This is a genomic window from Crateriforma conspicua (assembly GCF_007752935.1).
GTDB lineage: Bacteria > Planctomycetota > Planctomycetia > Pirellulales > Pirellulaceae > Crateriforma > Crateriforma conspicua.
The window spans coordinates 3392680-3410933 of record NZ_CP036319.1; the positions used below are offsets into that span (position 1 = coordinate 3392680).

Sequence of the window (18254 nt, forward strand, 5' to 3'; positions counted from 1 at the left end):
AAGCGAGCCCAACCCTCGCTCTGCCAAACGGCTGCGACGTGGAATTCAATAACATTGGCAGCCGCATTGTACTTCTCGTAAATCTAACCTTCCCCCAACCTTTCATCCGAACGTCCCACCTGTGATGAAACAATACTTATTGATGACCTTGGGCCTTTGTTGGGCCGGACTTTGGTTAGGGTTGCCGCCGTGTCATGCCGACACGCGACCCAATTTCGTCTTCATTTTGACCGACGATCAGTCGTACGGGATGATGGGGTGCGACGGCAATCAATTGACTCAAACGCCCAACCTGGACCAGCTGGCGAAAGATGGCGTCTTCTTTGATTCCGCCTATGTTTCCAGTGCGATCTGTACGCCCAGCCGAATATCGATTTTTTTGGGCCAGTTCGAGCGTAAGCACGGTGTGAATTTCAACTCGGGGACCAGTGTCGCGCCGCAAGCTTGGAAGAAGTCGTACCCGGTGCTGTTGCGCGACGCCGGGTATTACACCGGGTACGTCGGCAAGAACCACGCACCGATTGGTGATGGCGGTTATGACAGCGGGCTGATGGAGAAGTCGTTCGACTACTTTTACGCCGGCCATCGGCATTTGACGTTCTATCCCAAGGATCGGCACGCGATCTTTAATGACGCGGCTTTTGATACCCAGGTAGAAATCTTGTCCGAAGGGGCGACGGATTTCTTGTCAAATGAACACCGCTTGGGGCGAGCGATCCGTTTTCTGGACGTTCGGCCGACCGAGCGACCGTTTTGTCTGAGCGTGTGTTTCAACCTACCGCACAATGCGGGTACCGGGTCGATGGCGCTGCGTGATTCGGATGATGAAATTTATAAAACGCTGTATCGAGATCAAGAGATCCCGATGCCGCCGCACTACGTGGCCAAAGCCGATATCAAACAGCCCAAAGTCCCCGCCGACGTCTGGCGAGTGTCGGATCGTCAAACCGGATACGACCACGTTGACAATCCGGACGACAACCGAGAACGAATCATCCGCAAAATGCAGGCGATGACGGGGATCGATCGCATGGTCGGTCAGTTGCGTGAAAAGCTGGCCGAGTTGGACGTGGATCAAAACACCATTTTGGTGTTCGCGTCCGATCACGGATTGTTCATGGGCGAACAGGGCCTTGGTGGCAAAGCACTTTGCTATGAAAAGGTCACGCATATTCCCATGATGATTTACAACCCATTGGCGGAATCGAATGCGCGCGGCCGGCGATGTGATGAACTGGTCCAGACGGTGGACTTGGCCCCGACCATGTTGGACTATGCGGGTGTCGACGTTCCCGAAACGATGCAAGGCAAATCGCTGCGAGGTTTGATCGACCAGGACGGCGACGCGGTTCATGATTACATCTTCACCGAGAACCTTTGGGTTACCCACTTTGGGAATCCCAAGATCGAAGCGGTCCAAGACAAGCGTTGGAAATACATCCGTTACTATCGCAACAATTGCATGTCGGCCGAGGCGAAGATCGGAGCGGCCGCTCAGCTGGGATTGAAGCAGACCGCGGCGCTGTACGGCGTCAGCGATCCGATGATGTTCCACTATCGTGATTTGGTGGAATCTTCGCTGCGTACGCCGTTTCCCGACTACGAAGAACTGTACGACTTGGCCAATGATCCGAGCGAGTTGAACAACCTGGCCGCGGATCCGAAACACGCGCGTCAACTGAATCGACTTCGCAAGGTGTGGCGTCAGAAACTGCGACAGGCTCGTGGCACCGAACCACCGGCGGTGCTGCGTTACACCGACGAAAGCGAACTGGAACGCCAGCTTGCATCGAAACAATCAAAATCTGGTAACCGTTGAACGTGACGAGTGGTCGGCGCAACAGCGATGCCAGCGACTGATACCAATCTTTGACTTTCCCTTCCCACCGCCCCACCGCAGGGACACTGCAATGAATCGCAAGAACGAAGGCTTTCAAGCACACGCGCCGTCGCGCCGTCAGTTTCTGAAGACCGCGTCGGCCGCATCGTTGGCCGCCTGGCCGATCGGATCGACCACCGCAAAAGCGGCTTCGAAGTCCGAGCGTCTGCGGTTTGCATTGATCGGATGCGGTGGCAATGGAACGCGGACGTCGCCGGTGGGGAAGGAGTTTGCCGACTTGGTCGCGTTGTGCGATGTCGATGAAGGTCACCTTCAGCGTGGGAACGAATTGCTGTGTGACGGCAAAGCGGACTTGTATTCGGATTATCAACAGATTCTGCAACGTGACGATATCGACATGGTGCAGATTTCGACGCCCGATCACTGGCACACCAAGATCTTGGTCGAAGCGATGTTGGCGGGCAAAGACGCGTACTGCGAGAAGCCTTTGACGTTGACCATCGATGAAGGCAAGCTGATTCGCAAAGTGCAAAAGGAAACCGGACGCGTCGTCCAAGTCGGCACGCAACAACGCAGCAGCTTTGACAAGTTCAACAAAGCGTTGGCGATCATCGCCGAGGGCCGGTTGGGCACGTTGAAGAAGGTGACCGTGCGGATCAATGCCGGTAGTTGGAGTCCAGAGATTCCGCTGGCTGACGTTCCCAGCGGTTTGGATTGGGATCGTTGGCTGGGTCCGGCACCGAAAGCGGATTACCGCTATTTGAAAACGCCCAACGATAGGTGGTACACCAACGGGCACACACAATTCCGTTGGTGGTATCAGTATTCCGGTGGCAAGCTGACCGACTGGGGCGCCCACCACATCGACATTGGTCTGTTGGGCATTGCCGCGGCCGGCTTGAACGATCAACCCGTTTCTATCAACGGGACCGCGGCTCATGACGTTAAGTTTGTCGACGGGATTCCACAGCAAGACGATCGCTACAACACGGCGCGTGAATTTGATTTGACGGTCCGGTTTGCCGGCGGCGACGTGGAGATGAATATCCGGCACGACGGCGATCGCGGGATTTTGTTCGAAGGCGACCAGGGACGCATCTTCGTCAATCGCGGCAAGTTGGTCGGCAAACCGGTGGAGGACTTGGCACACGACCCGTTGCCCGACGATGCGATCGCCAAGATCTATCGTGGGATGCCGATGGAAGGCAACGATCGGCCGGCGCACTGGGCCAACCTGATTCACTGCATCAACACGCGACAGTTGCCGATCGCCAACGTGCATTCGCATATGCGGTCGCTGCACGTTTGTCACTTGGCCGGGATTTGTTGCCGTCTGGGACGTGAGATCCGGTGGGACCCCGATGCGGAGCGAGTGATCGGAGACGAATTGGCCGACAGCATGCTGGCGCGTCCGTATCGACCGGGCTATGAGATCCAGATGTAGGTGATCGAATCCGCTGCGCCGGCGGAAATGCGGTGCGTGGCCGAACACCAGACGGGTGGTCACCTGGGTCCAAAGTCAGGAAATCTTGGCATTGCTGATCGGGCCGTCATGAACCAAGGGTGGCGGGCCGGTCGTACGGAATTCGGCCGGTCGATCGAGCGATTGTCGATTGCCAGCCATCGGATTTTGCTTGATTCTGCGTCGTTGTTGGCCTGAATTGCCGAAACATGCGGTCGGCGTTAAGGTCCGCCAGACGGACGGTCGCCCGCACTGTGGGGCGAATGACTTCACGCCGACGGCCAAATTCGCCGGGCGACGCACCGCGGATGTGTTTTGCCATACACTGAGGCGTCGGAGCGATCTTTTCACTGCCAATCCATGGAACACGTCAAGGATATTGCATGGCCGCTGATGCCGATCACGGCGGGACCGTCAACGGTGGACCGCCGCAAGACGACGCCGCTTTGGGGACAGATGATGCGAAGCGGTTGTCGGAAGCTCGGGAGAGGATCCGTCAACAACTGGGCAAAATCATCGTCGGACAGGACGATGTCATCGAAGAAATCTTGATCGGGCTGTTCAGCCGCGGTCACGTATTGCTCGAGGGTGTGCCTGGTTTGGCCAAGACGCTGATGATCAGCACGTTGGCACAGACGTTGGACCTCAGTTTCAGCCGGATCCAGTTCACCCCCGACTTGATGCCCGCCGACGTCACGGGCACCGAAATCATCGAAGAAGATCGGAATTCTGGGCATCGCGAATTGCGGTTCATGAAGGGGCCGCTGTTTGCCAACGTCGTGTTGGCGGACGAAATCAACCGGACGCCGCCCAAGACGCAGGCGTCGTTGTTGGAAGCGATGCAGGAACGTCAGGTCACCGTGGGGCGGACGCGGCACCCGCTGGACAATCCGTTCTTTGTCTTGGCGACCCAAAACCCGATTGAACAGGAAGGCACCTATCCGCTGCCCGAGGCGCAGCAGGACCGGTTCATGTTCAAAATCTTCGTCGAGTATCCCAGCTTTGACGAAGAATTCGAAGTCGCCCGGCGAACGACCGGAATGAACGATCAGGACGTCCAACCGGTGATGGCGGCCGAAGAAATCATTCGTCTGCAAGACCTGGTGCGTCGCGTCCCGGTCAGCGATCACGTCATTCGATACGCACTGTCGCTGGTCCGTCAAACGCGGGTCGGCAGCGACGGCGTGCCGGACTTTGTCGACGAATTGGTCGGCTGGGGTGCCGGCCCGCGGGCGGTCCAGTTTTTGATTCTGGGCGGAAAGGCCAGGGCATTATTGCAGGGCCGATTCCACGTCCAAATCGAAGACATCCAAGCGTTGGCCAAACCGGTGCTGCGTCACCGCATGGTGGTCAACTTCGCCGCCGAAAGCGAAGGCATCGGCAGCGACGAAGTCATCGATCGGATCATTGACGCCACGCCCACCACCGAAGACGCCCTGTCACGCGATGCCCGGTTCCAAAAGATATTTGCGTCCTGAGGTTACCGGTCGCATCCGCCGCTTGGAGTTGACGGCTCGTCGGGTCGTCGAAGGCTTCCTTAGCGGCATGCACCGCAGCCCCTACTTCGGTCAATCGATCGAGTTTCTGCAGCACCGGCAATACGTGCCCGGTGACGAGATTCGGCACATCGATTGGAAGGTGTACGCGCGGCAGGACCGGTTGCACATCAAGCAATACGAAGAAGAAACCAACCTGCGGTTGCAGTTGGTCGTCGACCGTTCGGCCAGCATGGCGTACGGCGATGGCGATTCGAACAAGTTTGATTATTCCGCGTCGATCGCCGCATCACTGGCGTACTTGGCGCTTCGGCAAAAGGACGCGACGGGCCTGTACACCTTCGACACCGCGGTCCGCGACAGCATCACCGCGCGCAGCAACCAACAACAGCTTGCCCGCATGTTGGCGTTGTTGGAATCGGTGGGGGCCGACGGACGGACCGATTTAAAATCGGTGGCCATGGAAATTGCACAAACAATCCCTCGGCGCGGTTTGGTCGTGGTGATCAGTGATTTGCTGGGCGTCGATTCACTGTTGGAAGGGCTTCAGGTTTTCCGTGCCCGCGGTCACGACGTCGCGTTGTTCCATGTGCTGCATGACCACGAAGTCGACTTTCAATTCGACGGGGCGACGCGATTCGAAGGCTTGGAGACCGACCAAATTCTGAACTGCAACCCGCGGGCACTGCGGGAAGGTTATCTGGAGGCGCTCAACGAGTTCCTGGAGTCCACCCGCCGGGCTTGTGGCCGGTTGCAGATCGATTACATGCTGACACGCACCAGCGAACCGTTAGATGCAGTGCTGGCCAAGTTTTTGTCGACGCGTTTAAGGTTGCCCAACTTGCGCAAGTAAATTTCGCCGCCCGGTCGAAGGGTTTTTGATTCGGCCGCCCGACCCTTTGATTGGTTTTTACCCCACGTCTTCCTTTTTCCGTTAAGTCTTCGACTTGTTTCTGTTTCCCGTCCTGACGATCGGTTTTCTGTTTGTCGCGGTGCCGCTGTTGGTCCACCTGATCAACATGCTGCGCCATCGCCGACAACCGTGGGCGGCGATGGACTTTTTGTTGGCCAGTTATCGCAAGCAACGCAAATGGGTGGTGTTGCGGCAACTGTTGTTGTTGCTGTCGCGTCTGGCCCTCGCAGCCTTGCTGATCGCCTTGTTGGCCGGTTGGACCGGCGGCGGCAAGCTGATGCAAATGCTGGGCGGCAAAACGGTTCACCACGTCGTGCTGTTGGATGACAGCTATTCGATGGGAGATGCCAGCGGCAACACGACCGCCTATCAGTCGGCGTTGCAAACGCTGCAGGACTTGACCCGCCAATTGGCTCAGGAAGACGGCGAACACCGTTTGACCGTGATGCGATCCAGCCGCGCGGCACTGGCGACACGAGGCGGGATCCAGCGGGGTGATACGGCGGCGGATTTGTCGTCGCAAACGATCACCGGCGATTCGCGTTTGATCCGACGTGTGATGGCGACGGCGGCATCACCGCTGCGGACCGACATGACTGCGGCGGTGGAGATGGCCGCCCAGTTGTTGGAAAACGATTCGGCCGATGAACGACACGTCTACTTGTTAAGCGATTTTCGGCGTCGCGATTGGTCGGCGCCGGAGCGTTTGACTCAACAGCTTCGTCGGATCGACGGCGATGCAGAAATTCGGCTGGTCGATTGTGCCGGTGCGGCGGCAGGCAACTTGGCAATCACCGAACTGTCACCCCAGCAAGACGTCTGGGTCGCGGGCGTTCCAGTGGTGATCCGGGCCAAAGTCAAAAATTATGGCAGCGGTCCGGTCAACAACGTGACGATCGGGGTGCGGATGGTTTTGTACGGCGACGACGTCACGACACCCGAACCCGGATTGCCACAAAGCGGTCGTGTCGAATCGTTGCCCGCAATTGTGATCGAATCGCTTCAAAGTGGCGAAGAAGTCACCAAGACCTTTCAAGTCTTTGTCGCGCAACCGGGGACTCATGCGATCGAAGCTTGGTTGCCCGAGGATGCTTTGGCGATCGACAACCGCCGCATCTGCACGTTGCCGTTATCCGAAACGCAAAAGGTTCTGGTCATCGACGATGATCCCGACGGCCGCGGTGCCTATCACGTCGGATCGGTTCTGAATCCCGGCGGCCAAGTCAATATCGGTGCGGTTCCGCAAGTCGAAGCCTCCAGTTTCCTGCGATCGATCACGCCGGAATCGTTGGCGGAGTTTCGAGCGGTCTATCTGATCGATGTTCCGACAATCGGCGAAGGTGCCGCCGCGGCGCTGGACCAGTATGTCCGCAGCGGTGGCGGGCTGGCGTGGTTCTTGGGCGAATCGGTCGATCGAACGGTGTACAACCAAACCTTGGTGTCGGCGGATCGACGGTTATTGCCGGCTCCGTTGCTGCAAATCCAACCGCTGCGTGATCGCCCCGATGGCGTGACGGCGGATGTGCGGATGGATGATTCGTCGGATCTGTTGCGTCCGCTGGCATCCGCCGGTGACGGCGTGTTTTCCTTGGTCCGGTTCAGCGATTCTTGGTTGCTGGACTTGAAAGAGAACGACCCAAACGACACGGGCATTACGACAGACGTGGTGTCAGGCGATGTGGCCGAAGCAACCACCACCGAGTCCGAAAACCCTGTGATGGGACCGGTGCGAGTTCCGCTGCGACGCACCGATGGTGTACCGGTGGTGATGCAACATGATTACGGCCGTGGCCGTGTCGTGACCGTCGCCGCGGGACTGGACGGACAATGGACCAACTGGACGGGTGATCCGACCTTTGTGGTGTTCTTGTTGCAAACCAATGCGTATTTGTGGAGTGCCGCGTCGCCTCCAACGGCTCGGTCGGTCGACGACCCGATGCGTGTTTCCTTGCCCGCTGATCGATACGCCCCTGTGTTGACTTGGTTGCCGGCCAACGAACCCCCGCGATTGCCGATCGAACTGTCCCGTGATGACCTTGCCGAAGATGATTCGACCGATGCGGGCTCCGGTGCAGCATCTGGTGACGGTGACGGACAACAAACGCTGGAACTCGATCCGGTCGGTGCGATCGTCGACGGCCGTGTCGATGTGACGGATCTGATGCGTCCCGGTTTGGGCGAATGGATGCTGACGGCGCTGGACGGCCAAACGGAAATGCGGCCGGTGGCGACGACGATCCGAGTGGGCGAAAGCGATTTGCAACGCAGCAAGCATGCCGAGGTCTTGCGTGACTTGCAGCCGGTCGATGCGGAGTTCATCGATCGAGGACGTTGGAATGACCAGACACGCCAAGCGGGCAGTTCGTTGGTGTCGCTGGTGTTGTTGGGATTGTTGGCATTGGTATTTGCGATCGAACAGGCCCTGGCGTACTGGGCCAGCTATCACGCGGCGGCCCCATCGTCGATCAAGAGTGGTCGGCGTGGCGGCGGCGTGGGAAGCGCCGCGCCGTCCTGGTCGGATCGATCGACAACAGGTTCGGAAGCGAACGGTGATTTGACGGGGGATCGCGTCGGATGATCGGACAAGTGGCGGACCGAAGCGAAGTCGTTTACGAATTCATGCGAGCCCGATCGCTGGACGGGTGGTGGATTTGGGCCGTGGTCGTCTTGGGCGTGATCGCCCTGCTGACGCTGTGCGTGCGTTTTTATCGACGTGACATCGTGGAAATTTCACGGCCGGTCGGCTGGACGCTGATGCTGTTGCGTTTGACGGCCGTGATCGCGCTGGTGTTCTTTTTCTTCGATCTGCAACGTCGAACGCAGCGGGTGGTGACGCGGCCCAGCGAAGTCGTCCTGATGGTCGACACCAGCCAAAGCATGTCGCTGGCCGGCGGCATCGATCCGGGATCGCCCAGTCGGGTGCAGTTGGCCGAAACCCTGCTGGATGATTCGCCGTTATTGACACAGATGCGCGATGAACATCGCGTCAGCGTTTACGGGTTTGATGCGGAATCAGAACCAACGCTTTGGATGTCCACCGACACGGCGGATCAATCTTTGGATGCCGATTCGGCGGCACGGACGCAGCCGGACACCGCGGACGAAACGGTTTCAGCGACCGCACGCCGGATAGCCTGGTTCGGCGGATTCGCGATCGCGGTCGGCTTGTTGCTGGCGTTGATTTCCTTGGCCATTGGTGCCACCGGACGTGGACAATCGGTCGGCTGGTTCCTGGTCACATCCGCCAGTTGTCTGTTGATCGGCGGGGTTTCGTTGGGCAGCGTTTATTGCGTGCAAAGCCCGGCACCGCTGGCGTCGATTCTGGGTTTGTCGGGGCCCTCGGATGCCGACGATACGACCGAGGATGCGGAGTCGACCGAGGCCCCGGGACAGGGACCGTCGGGCGTGGCGGACTGGGAGAATCAGGTGGCCGCCGTCGGCAGCGAAAGCCGCATCGGGGACGCGATCCGCACGGTCCTGACCGATCACGAACCCAGCACGTTGGCCGGGATCGTCGTCATGACCGATGGCCAGAATAACGGCGGCGTGGACTTGGGCAGTGCAACGGCACTGGCGCGACGTGCCGGGGTTTCGGTGTACCCGGTCGGCTTGGGCAGCAGTCGTCCGGCGACCAACGTTCGCGTGGTCGATCTGGATGCCCCCAAACGTGTCTATCCGGGCGACAAGTTTGCCATTTCGGCGGTGCTGCAGGGCAGCGGCGCACGTCCGATCGAAGTCGAGGTTCAGTTGCTGGACGGACTGGATCAAACCGCCGCCAACAACGACGGCAATGCGTCGACCGATAGCAGCGGCGATACGGCTGTCGATTTGCCGTCCAACGTGATCGACAGCCGGCGTGTGACTTTGCCGGTGGACGGGACGTTGTCGGGCCTGCGTTTCGAAATGGAACCTGAATCGGTTGGCCGGCGTCGCGTGGCGGTACGCATCGTTGCACCGGAGGGTGACACGAACGTGCGTGATGACGCCCAGGCGGCGCGATACGAGGTCGTGTCGCGTAAGTTGAAAGTGATGACGGTCGCCGGTGGGCCGACCCGCGAGTATCGCTTTGTGCGGAACTTGTTGTACCGGGACAAATCGGTGGAACTGGATGTTTGGCTGCAGACCGGACAACCCGGCATGAGCCAAGACGCGGACCTGGTGTTGACGAGCTTTCCCGAAACGCCGGAAGACTTGTTCGAATATGACGCGATCATCATGTTCGACCCCGATTGGCGATCTTTCGATGCGGCATCGTTGCAGGTGATCGAACGTTGGTTGGCCGAACAGGCCGGTGGGCTGATCTTGGTCGCTGGTCCGGTTTATCACCCGATGTTTTTCCGCGGCCGAACCGATCCCCGCATCAGCACCGTGCGAGGGTTCTTTCCGGTCGATCTGGCCACACGCGGTGCTTTGCTGGGCGGTGGTCGCCAGGGCGGTGACGATGCTTGGCCGCTAGACTTCACGCCGGACGCGCAACGAGCGGAATTCTTGTGGATTGATCAAGACCCGACGTCCAGCTTTCAAATCTGGGACGAATTCGATGGCGTCTATGACTTTGTGGGTGTCAAAGGACTGAAGCCGGGGGCGAAAGCGTATTCACGATTTTCCGATCCGACCACGCGTGTCGGTGACGAGTTGCCGGTCTTCATGGCGTCACAGTTTTACGGTTCGGGTCGAACGTATTTTCAGGCCAGCGGTGAAATGTGGCGATTGCGGCAAGCCAGCGACGCCTACTTTGATCGCTATTACACCCAACTGATTCGCTGGGCCAGCGAAGGGCGGTTGCTGCGTGACAGCAATCGCGGCGTGCTGTTGGTCGACAATTCCAAAGCGATGGTGGGCGATACCATCGCGATCCGCGCGGTGTTGACCGACGACCAATTCGAACCGTTGCAGGTGCCCAAGGTTCCCGTGAAGGTATTGACGCCCGGTGGCACCGTGATGGATTTAGATTTGACGCCGACGCCGGGCCAACCGCGTCCGGGAACCTATGGCGGACGGCTGATCGTGCGCGAAGCTGGCGGATACGAAATCCGATTGACGTTGGGCGATGTTTTGGCCGAACAGGTGCTGCGGCAAAGCGTTCAGGTGCGGTTGCCAACCGTTGAACTGGAGCGACCGCGGCGAAACGATGACGGATTGACGTCGTTGGCGGATCTGACCGCCGGCCGCTTTTTCCCATTGGATGATCCCGCGTCGACCAACACGGTGGCTGATGAATTGGTGCGTGTCATTCGGCCTCAACCACAGACCACGGTCTTGCCCGGTAATACCGACCAAGACTTTACGCGACGCCGAAACGCCGCATTGATGTGGCTGATCGCGACGTTTTTGACTTTTGAATGGGTGACCCGCCGGCTGCACCGTCTGGCATGACGACCCTTTGCCGACTGTTCTTTTTTGACCGCTGTTTGACCTTGATCCAACGCCGCAACGACTGAATCCAACTTCCATGTCTTCCGTACGTTCCCTTGACCCGAAACTGGCTTCGCTGATCGATCAATTGCGATCGCGAATCCGCCGGTACGTGGCTTGGGATGCGTTGCTGGCGGCATTGGTCATCGTGTTGGCCGGATTTTGGATCGGCTTGGCATTGGATTACCTGCCGGTGAAGCTGGGCGGGACGGAAATGCCGCGGTCGGCGCGGATGTTGTTGCTGATTGCCATCGGCGCGTTGTTGTTGTTCGTGGTGTTGCGGCTGTTGATCGGTCGTTTGTCGCGTCCCTTGCCCGATGACAGTTTGGCGTTGTTGATCGAACGCAAGCATCCATCGTTGGGCGGACGGCTGGTCACGGCGGTGCAGTTGACGCGACCGGGGCGCCAGGGTGATTCGCACGATGACCGTTTGCTGGGACGTGTGCATCGTGAAGCGGTGGCCGGTGTCGACGACGTGGATCTGGGATCGGTATTCCAGTGGCGACCATTGCTGCGAAAATTCGGCGTGCTGCTGCCGTTGGTCTTGGCCGCATTGTTGCTGTTGGTGATCAGTCCCCAGACCGCTTGGACCGCCGCGTCGCGGTTGATGTTGTTCAGCGACCAGCCGTGGCCGCGACGTGCATCTTTGGAAATGGTCGGGGTGGAATTGCCGCGAATCACCGCGGGCGAACAAGACGACGTGGAACCGCTGTTCGTCGAATTCGATGGCACGACGGTTCGGCTTCCCCGCGGTAGCGATCCGGTGCTGCGTATTCGTGCCAAGGCGGACGATGACGCGATCGTGCCGGATGTGTGTACGGCGTATTACCAAACCGACGCCGGCACGCGTGGCCAAGCCAACTTGCGTCGTGTCGGTCGTCAACGTGATGGGTACCAAGCGTTCTTATTGGACGGTCCGCCACTGGCCGGGCTTAGCGAGTCGATGTCGATCTCCATTCGCGGATTGGATGATCGCTTGGACGGGTACCGCATCGAAGCCGTCACGCCGCCGGCGGTCAAGCAGTTGGATGTACAGATTCGCTATCCCGATTATTTGCGTGGTGACCTGCCCCAGGGCGAACAGGTCATCGACCGTGACACGCCGTATCAGGCAGGGTTGCGGATTCGCGAAGGCAGTCGAGTTCGAATCACCGCGCATGCGAGTTCGCCGATCGGGGCCATCGACCACCAGGTCACCCAAAGTGGTCAAGTCGTCCCGGGGATTGCGCCGCAAATCGTCGACGATGCGATGTCGGCCAGCTTGTCGATCGATCATTTCGATGAAGCAACGACGGTCAAACTGGTGCCCATCAGCGATGACGGCATCAGCGCCCAAGCACCCTATCGCTATTTCTTTGGCGTCATTCGTGACCAACCGCCCGAGGTCTCGTTGAAGCTGCCGGGAATCGGGTCTGCCGTGACGCCCATCGCCCGATTGCCGATCGCGGTCCAGGCGACGGACGATTACGGGATCGACCAAAGCACCGTCGACTTGGTCGTGTCGTCACCCGAAGCGTCGGGGACAACGAACGAACCGCTGTCTGTTTTCCAGCCCGCGCCGGATCGCGACGGACGCAGCGAAGGTGCGATCGATTTGCGTGATCTGGCCGACCAAGGAACGATCGAAACGCTGCAACCCGGCGGATCGATCAGCGTGTATGCCGAGGCGACCGACGCCTACGATCTGGACGGCCGTCACGTGTCACAAAGCGAGATGTTTCGCTTGCAGATCGTCACCCCGGAAGACTTGTTGGCACTGCTGGAGCGGCGTGAACTGGGGTTGCGGGCACGGTTGGAACAAACGATCGACGAAACCCAAACACTTCGCGATGGTTTAGCACGACTGGAAATGCCCGGCGACTCGGTGTCCGGCACGCCCGGGGATTCCGACGAACAGGCTTCGCCGGATCGTCAACGGCAGATTTTGCGGCTTCGTATCCAGCAAGCGGCATTGCAAGCGTCCAAGAGCAGCGAGGAATTAAATGGTATCGTCGCGGCCCTGGGTGATTTGCTAGAAGAAATGGTGAACAACCGTGTCGATTCAGTCGACCGGCGGCAGCGCATCGGCCAGTCCGTCCGCGATCCACTGCGGTCAGTGGTGGACAATGAAATGCAACGTCTGTCGGCTCGGATCGCCGAATTGATGTTGGCCGCCGAAGCGAAAGACGGTGCGGCCGACGGCAGCAATCCGAACAACGAAACCACTGAACCAGAAAGTTCCGACGACACCGCGGCTAACGACACCGCGGCTGACGACACCGCGGGATCAGGCCCGTCCGACCGGCAAGCCGTCCAGGCACGTCAGGCGGCGGTCCAAGCCGCCGACCAGGCTTTGTTGCAGCTTTCTGCGATTTTGGAAAAGATGCTTGACCTGGAAAGCTACAATGAAATTTTGGACATGGTTCGCGGTCTGATTGACGACCAGGAACAACTGCTGGAAGAAACTAAGGAACAGCAAAAAGCGCGAATCAAGAGCTTCTTCGACTGATGGATGCCTGAATTTGAGCGATGAAACACCGTCCCAGCATGGGACCAGCCCGATGACGGTCGGCCGGACTGGCGGATCACGGGCTGAACGTTCCTTCGCAGTTTCTGGTCGTCGGTCAGGTTTGGCGGTATCGAACGGCAACGCTCCTGGCGGCAACCGACTTCGCCGCATCCGCATCTCATTGACGTGTCTGTTGCTGACGGTGCTGGTCCCGACGCTGGGATCGTTCGCAACCGCGGACGAAGCGACCGAAGCTCTTTCGGCACGTCAAATCAGCTTGGCAACGCGATTTCAAAAACTGGAAGCGTTGTTGTTGCGTTTGGCCGACATGGAGGCCGCGGAAAACCCCGAGCGTGCGTCGCTGTTGAAACGCGCCGCGAAACAGTCACGCGATCGGTTCGTATTGACCAAACTGCAGGACGCCGCGTCGTCACTGGACAAGCAGCGATTCCAAGACGCCGTCGATCAACAGGAAACCGCCACCAAAGAACTGGCCGCGTTGTTAAAGCTGTTGCTGACCGAAGACCGCAGCAAGCGTATTCGCGACGAAAAACAACGCATCGCCAAAGTCATCCGCGAACTCAAACGCGTCGAACGTTCGCAGCGCAGCACTCGAGCCCGCACCGAAAACGGCGCCGACACCGATCAACTGAAACGCGAGCAAGAATCGCTCAGCGAGCGAGCCGAATCCTTGTCCGAGGACCTGGACGACGGCGAATCGGAATCGTCCGACGCGTCGGACGAATCGGCCGATGATCCGTCGCAGCAATCCGAAGACGCTGATTCTCAAGACTCTGAATCCGACGAATCAGACGGCGAACAAGACGATGCACCGGAGCCGGGGGAATCCGACGCCGCGGATCCGAAAGAGGGATCTGAATCGGACGCGGGGGACAAACAGGAGCCGCAGGACTCGTCCGCCGAATCATCCGAATCGTCACCTTCGGATTCGTCGCCGGAATCGGAACAAGATTCACAGCCCTCGCAGTCCCAGTCTCAAGAATCTCAGTCCCCACAATCCGAATCCCCGCCGTCGGACTCGCAACAATCCGAGTCCCAGCAATCGGAATCCTCGGATTCCCAGCCGTCTGGACCTCAGCCGCCGCAATCGCCGCAAGCCAAAGCGAACGATCAGCTGCAGCAGGCGATCGAAAAGATGCGTCAGGCGGAAAAGGATCTGGAAGAAGCCAAGCGTGACGACGCGGTCGAAAAACAACGCGAAGCAGAAAAACAGCTTCGCCAAGCGATCGATCAGCTGGAACAGATCCTGCGCCAGCTGCGTGAAGAGGAGATGCAGCGGGAATTGGCCAAACTGGAAGCTAGACTTCGCCAGATGGCGGCGATGCAGTCCAAGATTTTGGACGACACCACGGCGCTGTCCCAAACGCCCAAGGCACAGCGGAATCGTCAGACCGATTTGAAGGCGGGGGATTTGGCGTTCGAGGAGAAAAAAGTGACCTTGGACGCGGATCGCGCGATGCTGTTGTTGCGCGAAGAAGGATCAAGTGTCGCGTTCCCCGAAGTGATTTCGCAAATTCGTGACGACACCGTGGTGATCGCCCAGCGGTTGTCGCAAACCAAGATCGATGGCGTGACCAAGGGGATGCAGGAAGACGTCTTGGCCGCGTTGGAGGAAATGATTGCGGCGTTACAGAAGGCTCAAAACGATCTGGAAAAGAAGAAACAACAGAATCAGCAACCGCAACAACCCGGACAACCGGGCGAAGAACCGCTGGTCCAGGCTCTGGCGGAACTAAAATTGATCCGAACGATTCAAACACGCATACAATCCACCACGCGGCGATATTCGGGACTGATCCAGACGGGCGAAACGACGTCGGAGGAAGTCCAACCGTTGCTGCAAGATTTGGCCGAACGCCAGAGTCGGCTGTACCGAATCACTCGTGATTTGGCCCTGGAGCGCAACCAGTAAACGCCCCATCGTAGAACGCAAATTCGAATGGATTCGCGGATTTCGACGGGCGGTGTCCCAGGCCAAACAACGATTTTGTTAGTTAGAAACGATGTGCCTTCGCGGATGAATGTGCGGGCAGATCGGAGTGGAACGGTCGAGGAAAGACGATGATGAAGTCGGATCGAAAGCCTGGTGCCAGCCGAAGAATTGGTGCCATCCCATTCGGTGCCCGTTCCCGCAACAGCGGATACGCGGATCGTCCAGACTTTCGGTCTTTCGGCCTGTGCCAAAAATCTTCTGAATCCTTCGCTTCCCAGTCTTCTTTCGCCGCTGCGACCAACGCCTGCAAGACATCGGGTCCAATCACTTCGTCTTGGGGCATCCGTTTCCTGGCTTTGGCGGCGGTTGCCGTTGGTCTGATTGGCACACCGGCGAATGCGTCCGACGCTTTGAAGAAGCAAAGCACTTGGCAAACTTTGTCGGCCGACCAATGGGCGACTCGCTTGCGTTCGGACTTGGACAGCCTGGGCGTTTCGCCCGATGTCATCGACCAAGCGTCCGATCAATTCCTAAACGCCGTACAGACCGACGACGTGGACCCGTTGGATGCGTTCGTCGAACTGGCGGCGGGCATCGATCGATCGATGGCGGACTTGGTGGATCTGTCACGCCAAGATTTGACCGCCGCGGCCGGAAGTATCGACCCCAGCGGACCGAACTACGCGGCGTTGAACTCGTTGCCCGAATCGACTCGTGACGCCGTGCGGATTTGGATGGGGCGTGAACTGACCCAGCAGCGACTTTACGACGAAGCGTTGCCCGTAATCGCGGAAGTCGACGCGATATCGTCGGTCGCGCCGGCCAGTTTGTTGTTCTACCGTGGCGTGTGTTACCACGCGTTGTTGATGAAGACCGAGGCGCTCGCGGATTTGCGTCGGCTGATGGAAAACCCGGACGACGCGCCACAGCGGTTCGTCAAAACGGCTCAATTGATGGTCGCCGACATCCGCCCGATGAAGCCGGATTCGTTGGACGAGATTTCGCGGATGATGACCGACGTCCAGCGGCGTTTGGATCTGGGGCGTGCCAACGAAGAAGTGGAACAACGCGAACAACAGATCATCGACAAACTGACAAAGATGATCGACAAGATCGAAGAACAACAACAGCAGCAACAGCAAGCCGCGTCGGCCGGTTCCAGTGGTTCGTCCGGTGGAAAGCCCGGCGGCGGGATGGCCGACAGCATGGCTGATGGCAACCCGCTTGGCAAAGGCGATGTGGATCGCAAGGATGTGGATCAGGGACCGGCTTGGGGAAACCTGCCGCCGGCCGAACGACACGAAGCCATTCAACAGATCAGCCGTGACCTGCCGACCCATTACCGCGACGCCATCGAAGCCTATTTTCGCAAGATGGCGACCGACCAAGGCTGATCTTTCACAACGATCCACGGCGGTTTCGAATCGTTCTTTCGGGACGCCGGCGCTATGACGCGGTGTCTGGTCACGGGGTGCGGCGGTTTTCTGGGCGCCGAAATCGTCCGCCAGTTGCTGCGGCGGGGCGACGAAGTCATCGGGGTTTCGCGTCGCGAGTATCCCGAATTGGTCGACGCCGGGATGACGCATCGGCGGGGTGATCTGTCCGATCGCGACTGGACCATGCATCACGTTCGCGATGTCGACGTGGTCGTGCACACCGCGGCGATCGCCGGCGTTTGGGGCGCCATGCCGCGGTACCTGCGGAACAACGTGTTGACGACCCGGCACATCATCGACGCTTGTCACCGTCATTCGATCGGCCGATTGGTGTACACCAGCAGCCCCAGCGTGACGTTCGACGGCCAGGATCAAAGCGGCGTCGATGAATCGGCACCGTATCCGGCCCAGTGGATGTGTAATTACCCGCGGTCCAAAGCGATGGCCGAAGCGATGGTGATCCAGGCGGACGACGCCACTCGGCTGCGGACGTGTTCGCTGCGGCCCCACTTGATTTGGGGCGAAGGCGACCCGCATTTGTTGCCTCGCCTGATCGACCGCGCCGCCAGGGGACGGCTGGCGATCATCGGCGACGGCAAGAACCGAATCGACATGGTGCATGTGGTCAACGCGGCTCATGCCCACGTGTGTGCCATCGACGCGTTGGAAGCCGCGCCAGATCGTGCCGCCGGGCGCAATTATTTCATTGGGCAAAACGAACCGGTTGACTGCTGGCCTTGGATCACGCGTCTGTGCGAAACCGCTGGGGTCAAGCCGCCGACCCGCCAATTCAGTCTGCGGACGGCTCGCGCGATCGGAGTGATGCTGGAGGCCGCCTATCATCTGACCGCTCGGTCGGGAGAGCCGCCGATGACGCGGTTTGTTGCGGCACAGATGGCTCGGGACCACTATTTCGACGGTACCGCGGCGACCGAACGCTTGGGGTACCAGCCACCGTTGACGATGCAGCAGGGCCTGGACGCCACCGCCGAATACCTGCGGACGCTGGGCGACCGGACGGCATCGGGCAAATAAGCGATATCGGGTTACCGGGCGACATGGGTTGCCGAACAAACGTTTGACGCGATCCGTCCGATCAAGGGTCCCGGCGACCGGTCGCGGAACCAGCGAGGGAATTCGCTAGGCGTTGACGTTTGTGGCGATCGAATGCGGGGACGAAAAGCCGGGCGATCGTGACGATTCGCATGGGGGGCGGGGCCGCAACGCGTCGGGACTTCGGCCACCGGGAT

At 59.2% G+C, this 18254-nt stretch carries 10 protein-coding genes; all 10 read left to right on the forward strand.

Annotation, left to right across the window (positions count from 1 at the left end; all coding sequences use genetic code 11):
- The first annotated feature begins 124 nt into the window (after nt 1-124).
- The 10 genes from Mal65_RS12705 (at nt 125) to Mal65_RS12750 (ending at nt 18039) form a co-directional block, all read left to right on the forward strand.
- Entirely contained in the window at nt 125-1819 is a 1695-nt protein-coding gene (locus Mal65_RS12705; protein WP_174820164.1) for a sulfatase-like hydrolase/transferase, read from the forward strand.
- A gap of 91 nt (nt 1820-1910) precedes the next feature.
- Nucleotides 1911-3284, forward strand: coding sequence for a Gfo/Idh/MocA family protein (locus Mal65_RS12710; RefSeq protein WP_145298065.1), 1374 nt, complete (start codon nt 1911-1913; stop codon nt 3282-3284).
- 401 nt (nt 3285-3685) lie between these two features.
- Entirely contained in the window at nt 3686-4780 is a 1095-nt protein-coding gene (locus Mal65_RS12715) for an AAA family ATPase (RefSeq protein ID WP_145298068.1), read from the forward strand.
- Nucleotides 4770-5651 (forward strand): DUF58 domain-containing protein, encoded by an 882-nt coding sequence (locus tag Mal65_RS12720; RefSeq protein ID WP_145298071.1) that lies wholly within the window; start codon nt 4770-4772, stop codon nt 5649-5651. The genes Mal65_RS12715 and Mal65_RS12720 overlap by 11 nt, the downstream gene beginning before the upstream one ends.
- A 94-nt stretch (nt 5652-5745) precedes the next feature.
- Nucleotides 5746-8289 (forward strand): N-terminal double-transmembrane domain-containing protein, encoded by a 2544-nt coding sequence (locus Mal65_RS12725; protein WP_145298074.1) that lies wholly within the window; start codon nt 5746-5748, stop codon nt 8287-8289.
- Nucleotides 8286-11087, forward strand: coding sequence for a vWA domain-containing protein (locus Mal65_RS12730; protein ID WP_145298077.1), 2802 nt, complete (start codon nt 8286-8288; stop codon nt 11085-11087). Before Mal65_RS12725 ends, Mal65_RS12730 begins: the two co-directional genes overlap by 4 nt.
- Before the next feature lie 76 nt (nt 11088-11163).
- Entirely contained in the window at nt 11164-13614 is a 2451-nt protein-coding gene (locus Mal65_RS12735) for a polyketide synthase (protein WP_145298080.1), read from the forward strand.
- Between the two features lie 121 nt (nt 13615-13735).
- Nucleotides 13736-15547, forward strand: coding sequence for a coiled-coil domain-containing protein (locus Mal65_RS12740; RefSeq protein ID WP_196784801.1), 1812 nt, complete (start codon nt 13736-13738; stop codon nt 15545-15547).
- A gap of 149 nt (nt 15548-15696) precedes the next feature.
- Nucleotides 15697-16962: a hypothetical protein gene (locus Mal65_RS12745; protein WP_145298083.1), complete on the forward strand. Its 1266-nt coding sequence runs from the start codon at nt 15697-15699 to the stop codon at nt 16960-16962.
- 54 nt (nt 16963-17016) lie between these two features.
- Nucleotides 17017-18039 (forward strand): NAD-dependent epimerase/dehydratase family protein, encoded by a 1023-nt coding sequence (locus Mal65_RS12750; protein WP_145298086.1) that lies wholly within the window; start codon nt 17017-17019, stop codon nt 18037-18039.
- The last annotated feature ends 215 nt before the right edge of the window (nt 18040-18254 follow it).

What these genes read in the sequence shown, in the direction of transcription:
- Mal65_RS12705 (WP_174820164.1), top strand. Translation starts at nt 125, where the DNA reads ATGAAACAATACTTATTGATGACCTTGGGCCTTTGTTGGGCCGGACTT.
- Mal65_RS12710 (WP_145298065.1), top strand. Translation starts at nt 1,911, where the DNA reads ATGAATCGCAAGAACGAAGGCTTTCAAGCACACGCGCCGTCGCGCCGT.
- Mal65_RS12715 (WP_145298068.1), top strand. Translation starts at nt 3,686, where the DNA reads ATGGCCGCTGATGCCGATCACGGCGGGACCGTCAACGGTGGACCGCCG.
- Mal65_RS12730 (WP_145298077.1), top strand. Translation starts at nt 8,286, where the DNA reads ATGATCGGACAAGTGGCGGACCGAAGCGAAGTCGTTTACGAATTCATG.
- Mal65_RS12735 (WP_145298080.1), top strand. Translation starts at nt 11,164, where the DNA reads ATGTCTTCCGTACGTTCCCTTGACCCGAAACTGGCTTCGCTGATCGAT.
- Mal65_RS12745 (WP_145298083.1), top strand. Translation starts at nt 15,697, where the DNA reads ATGATGAAGTCGGATCGAAAGCCTGGTGCCAGCCGAAGAATTGGTGCC.
- Mal65_RS12750 (WP_145298086.1), top strand. Translation starts at nt 17,017, where the DNA reads ATGACGCGGTGTCTGGTCACGGGGTGCGGCGGTTTTCTGGGCGCCGAA.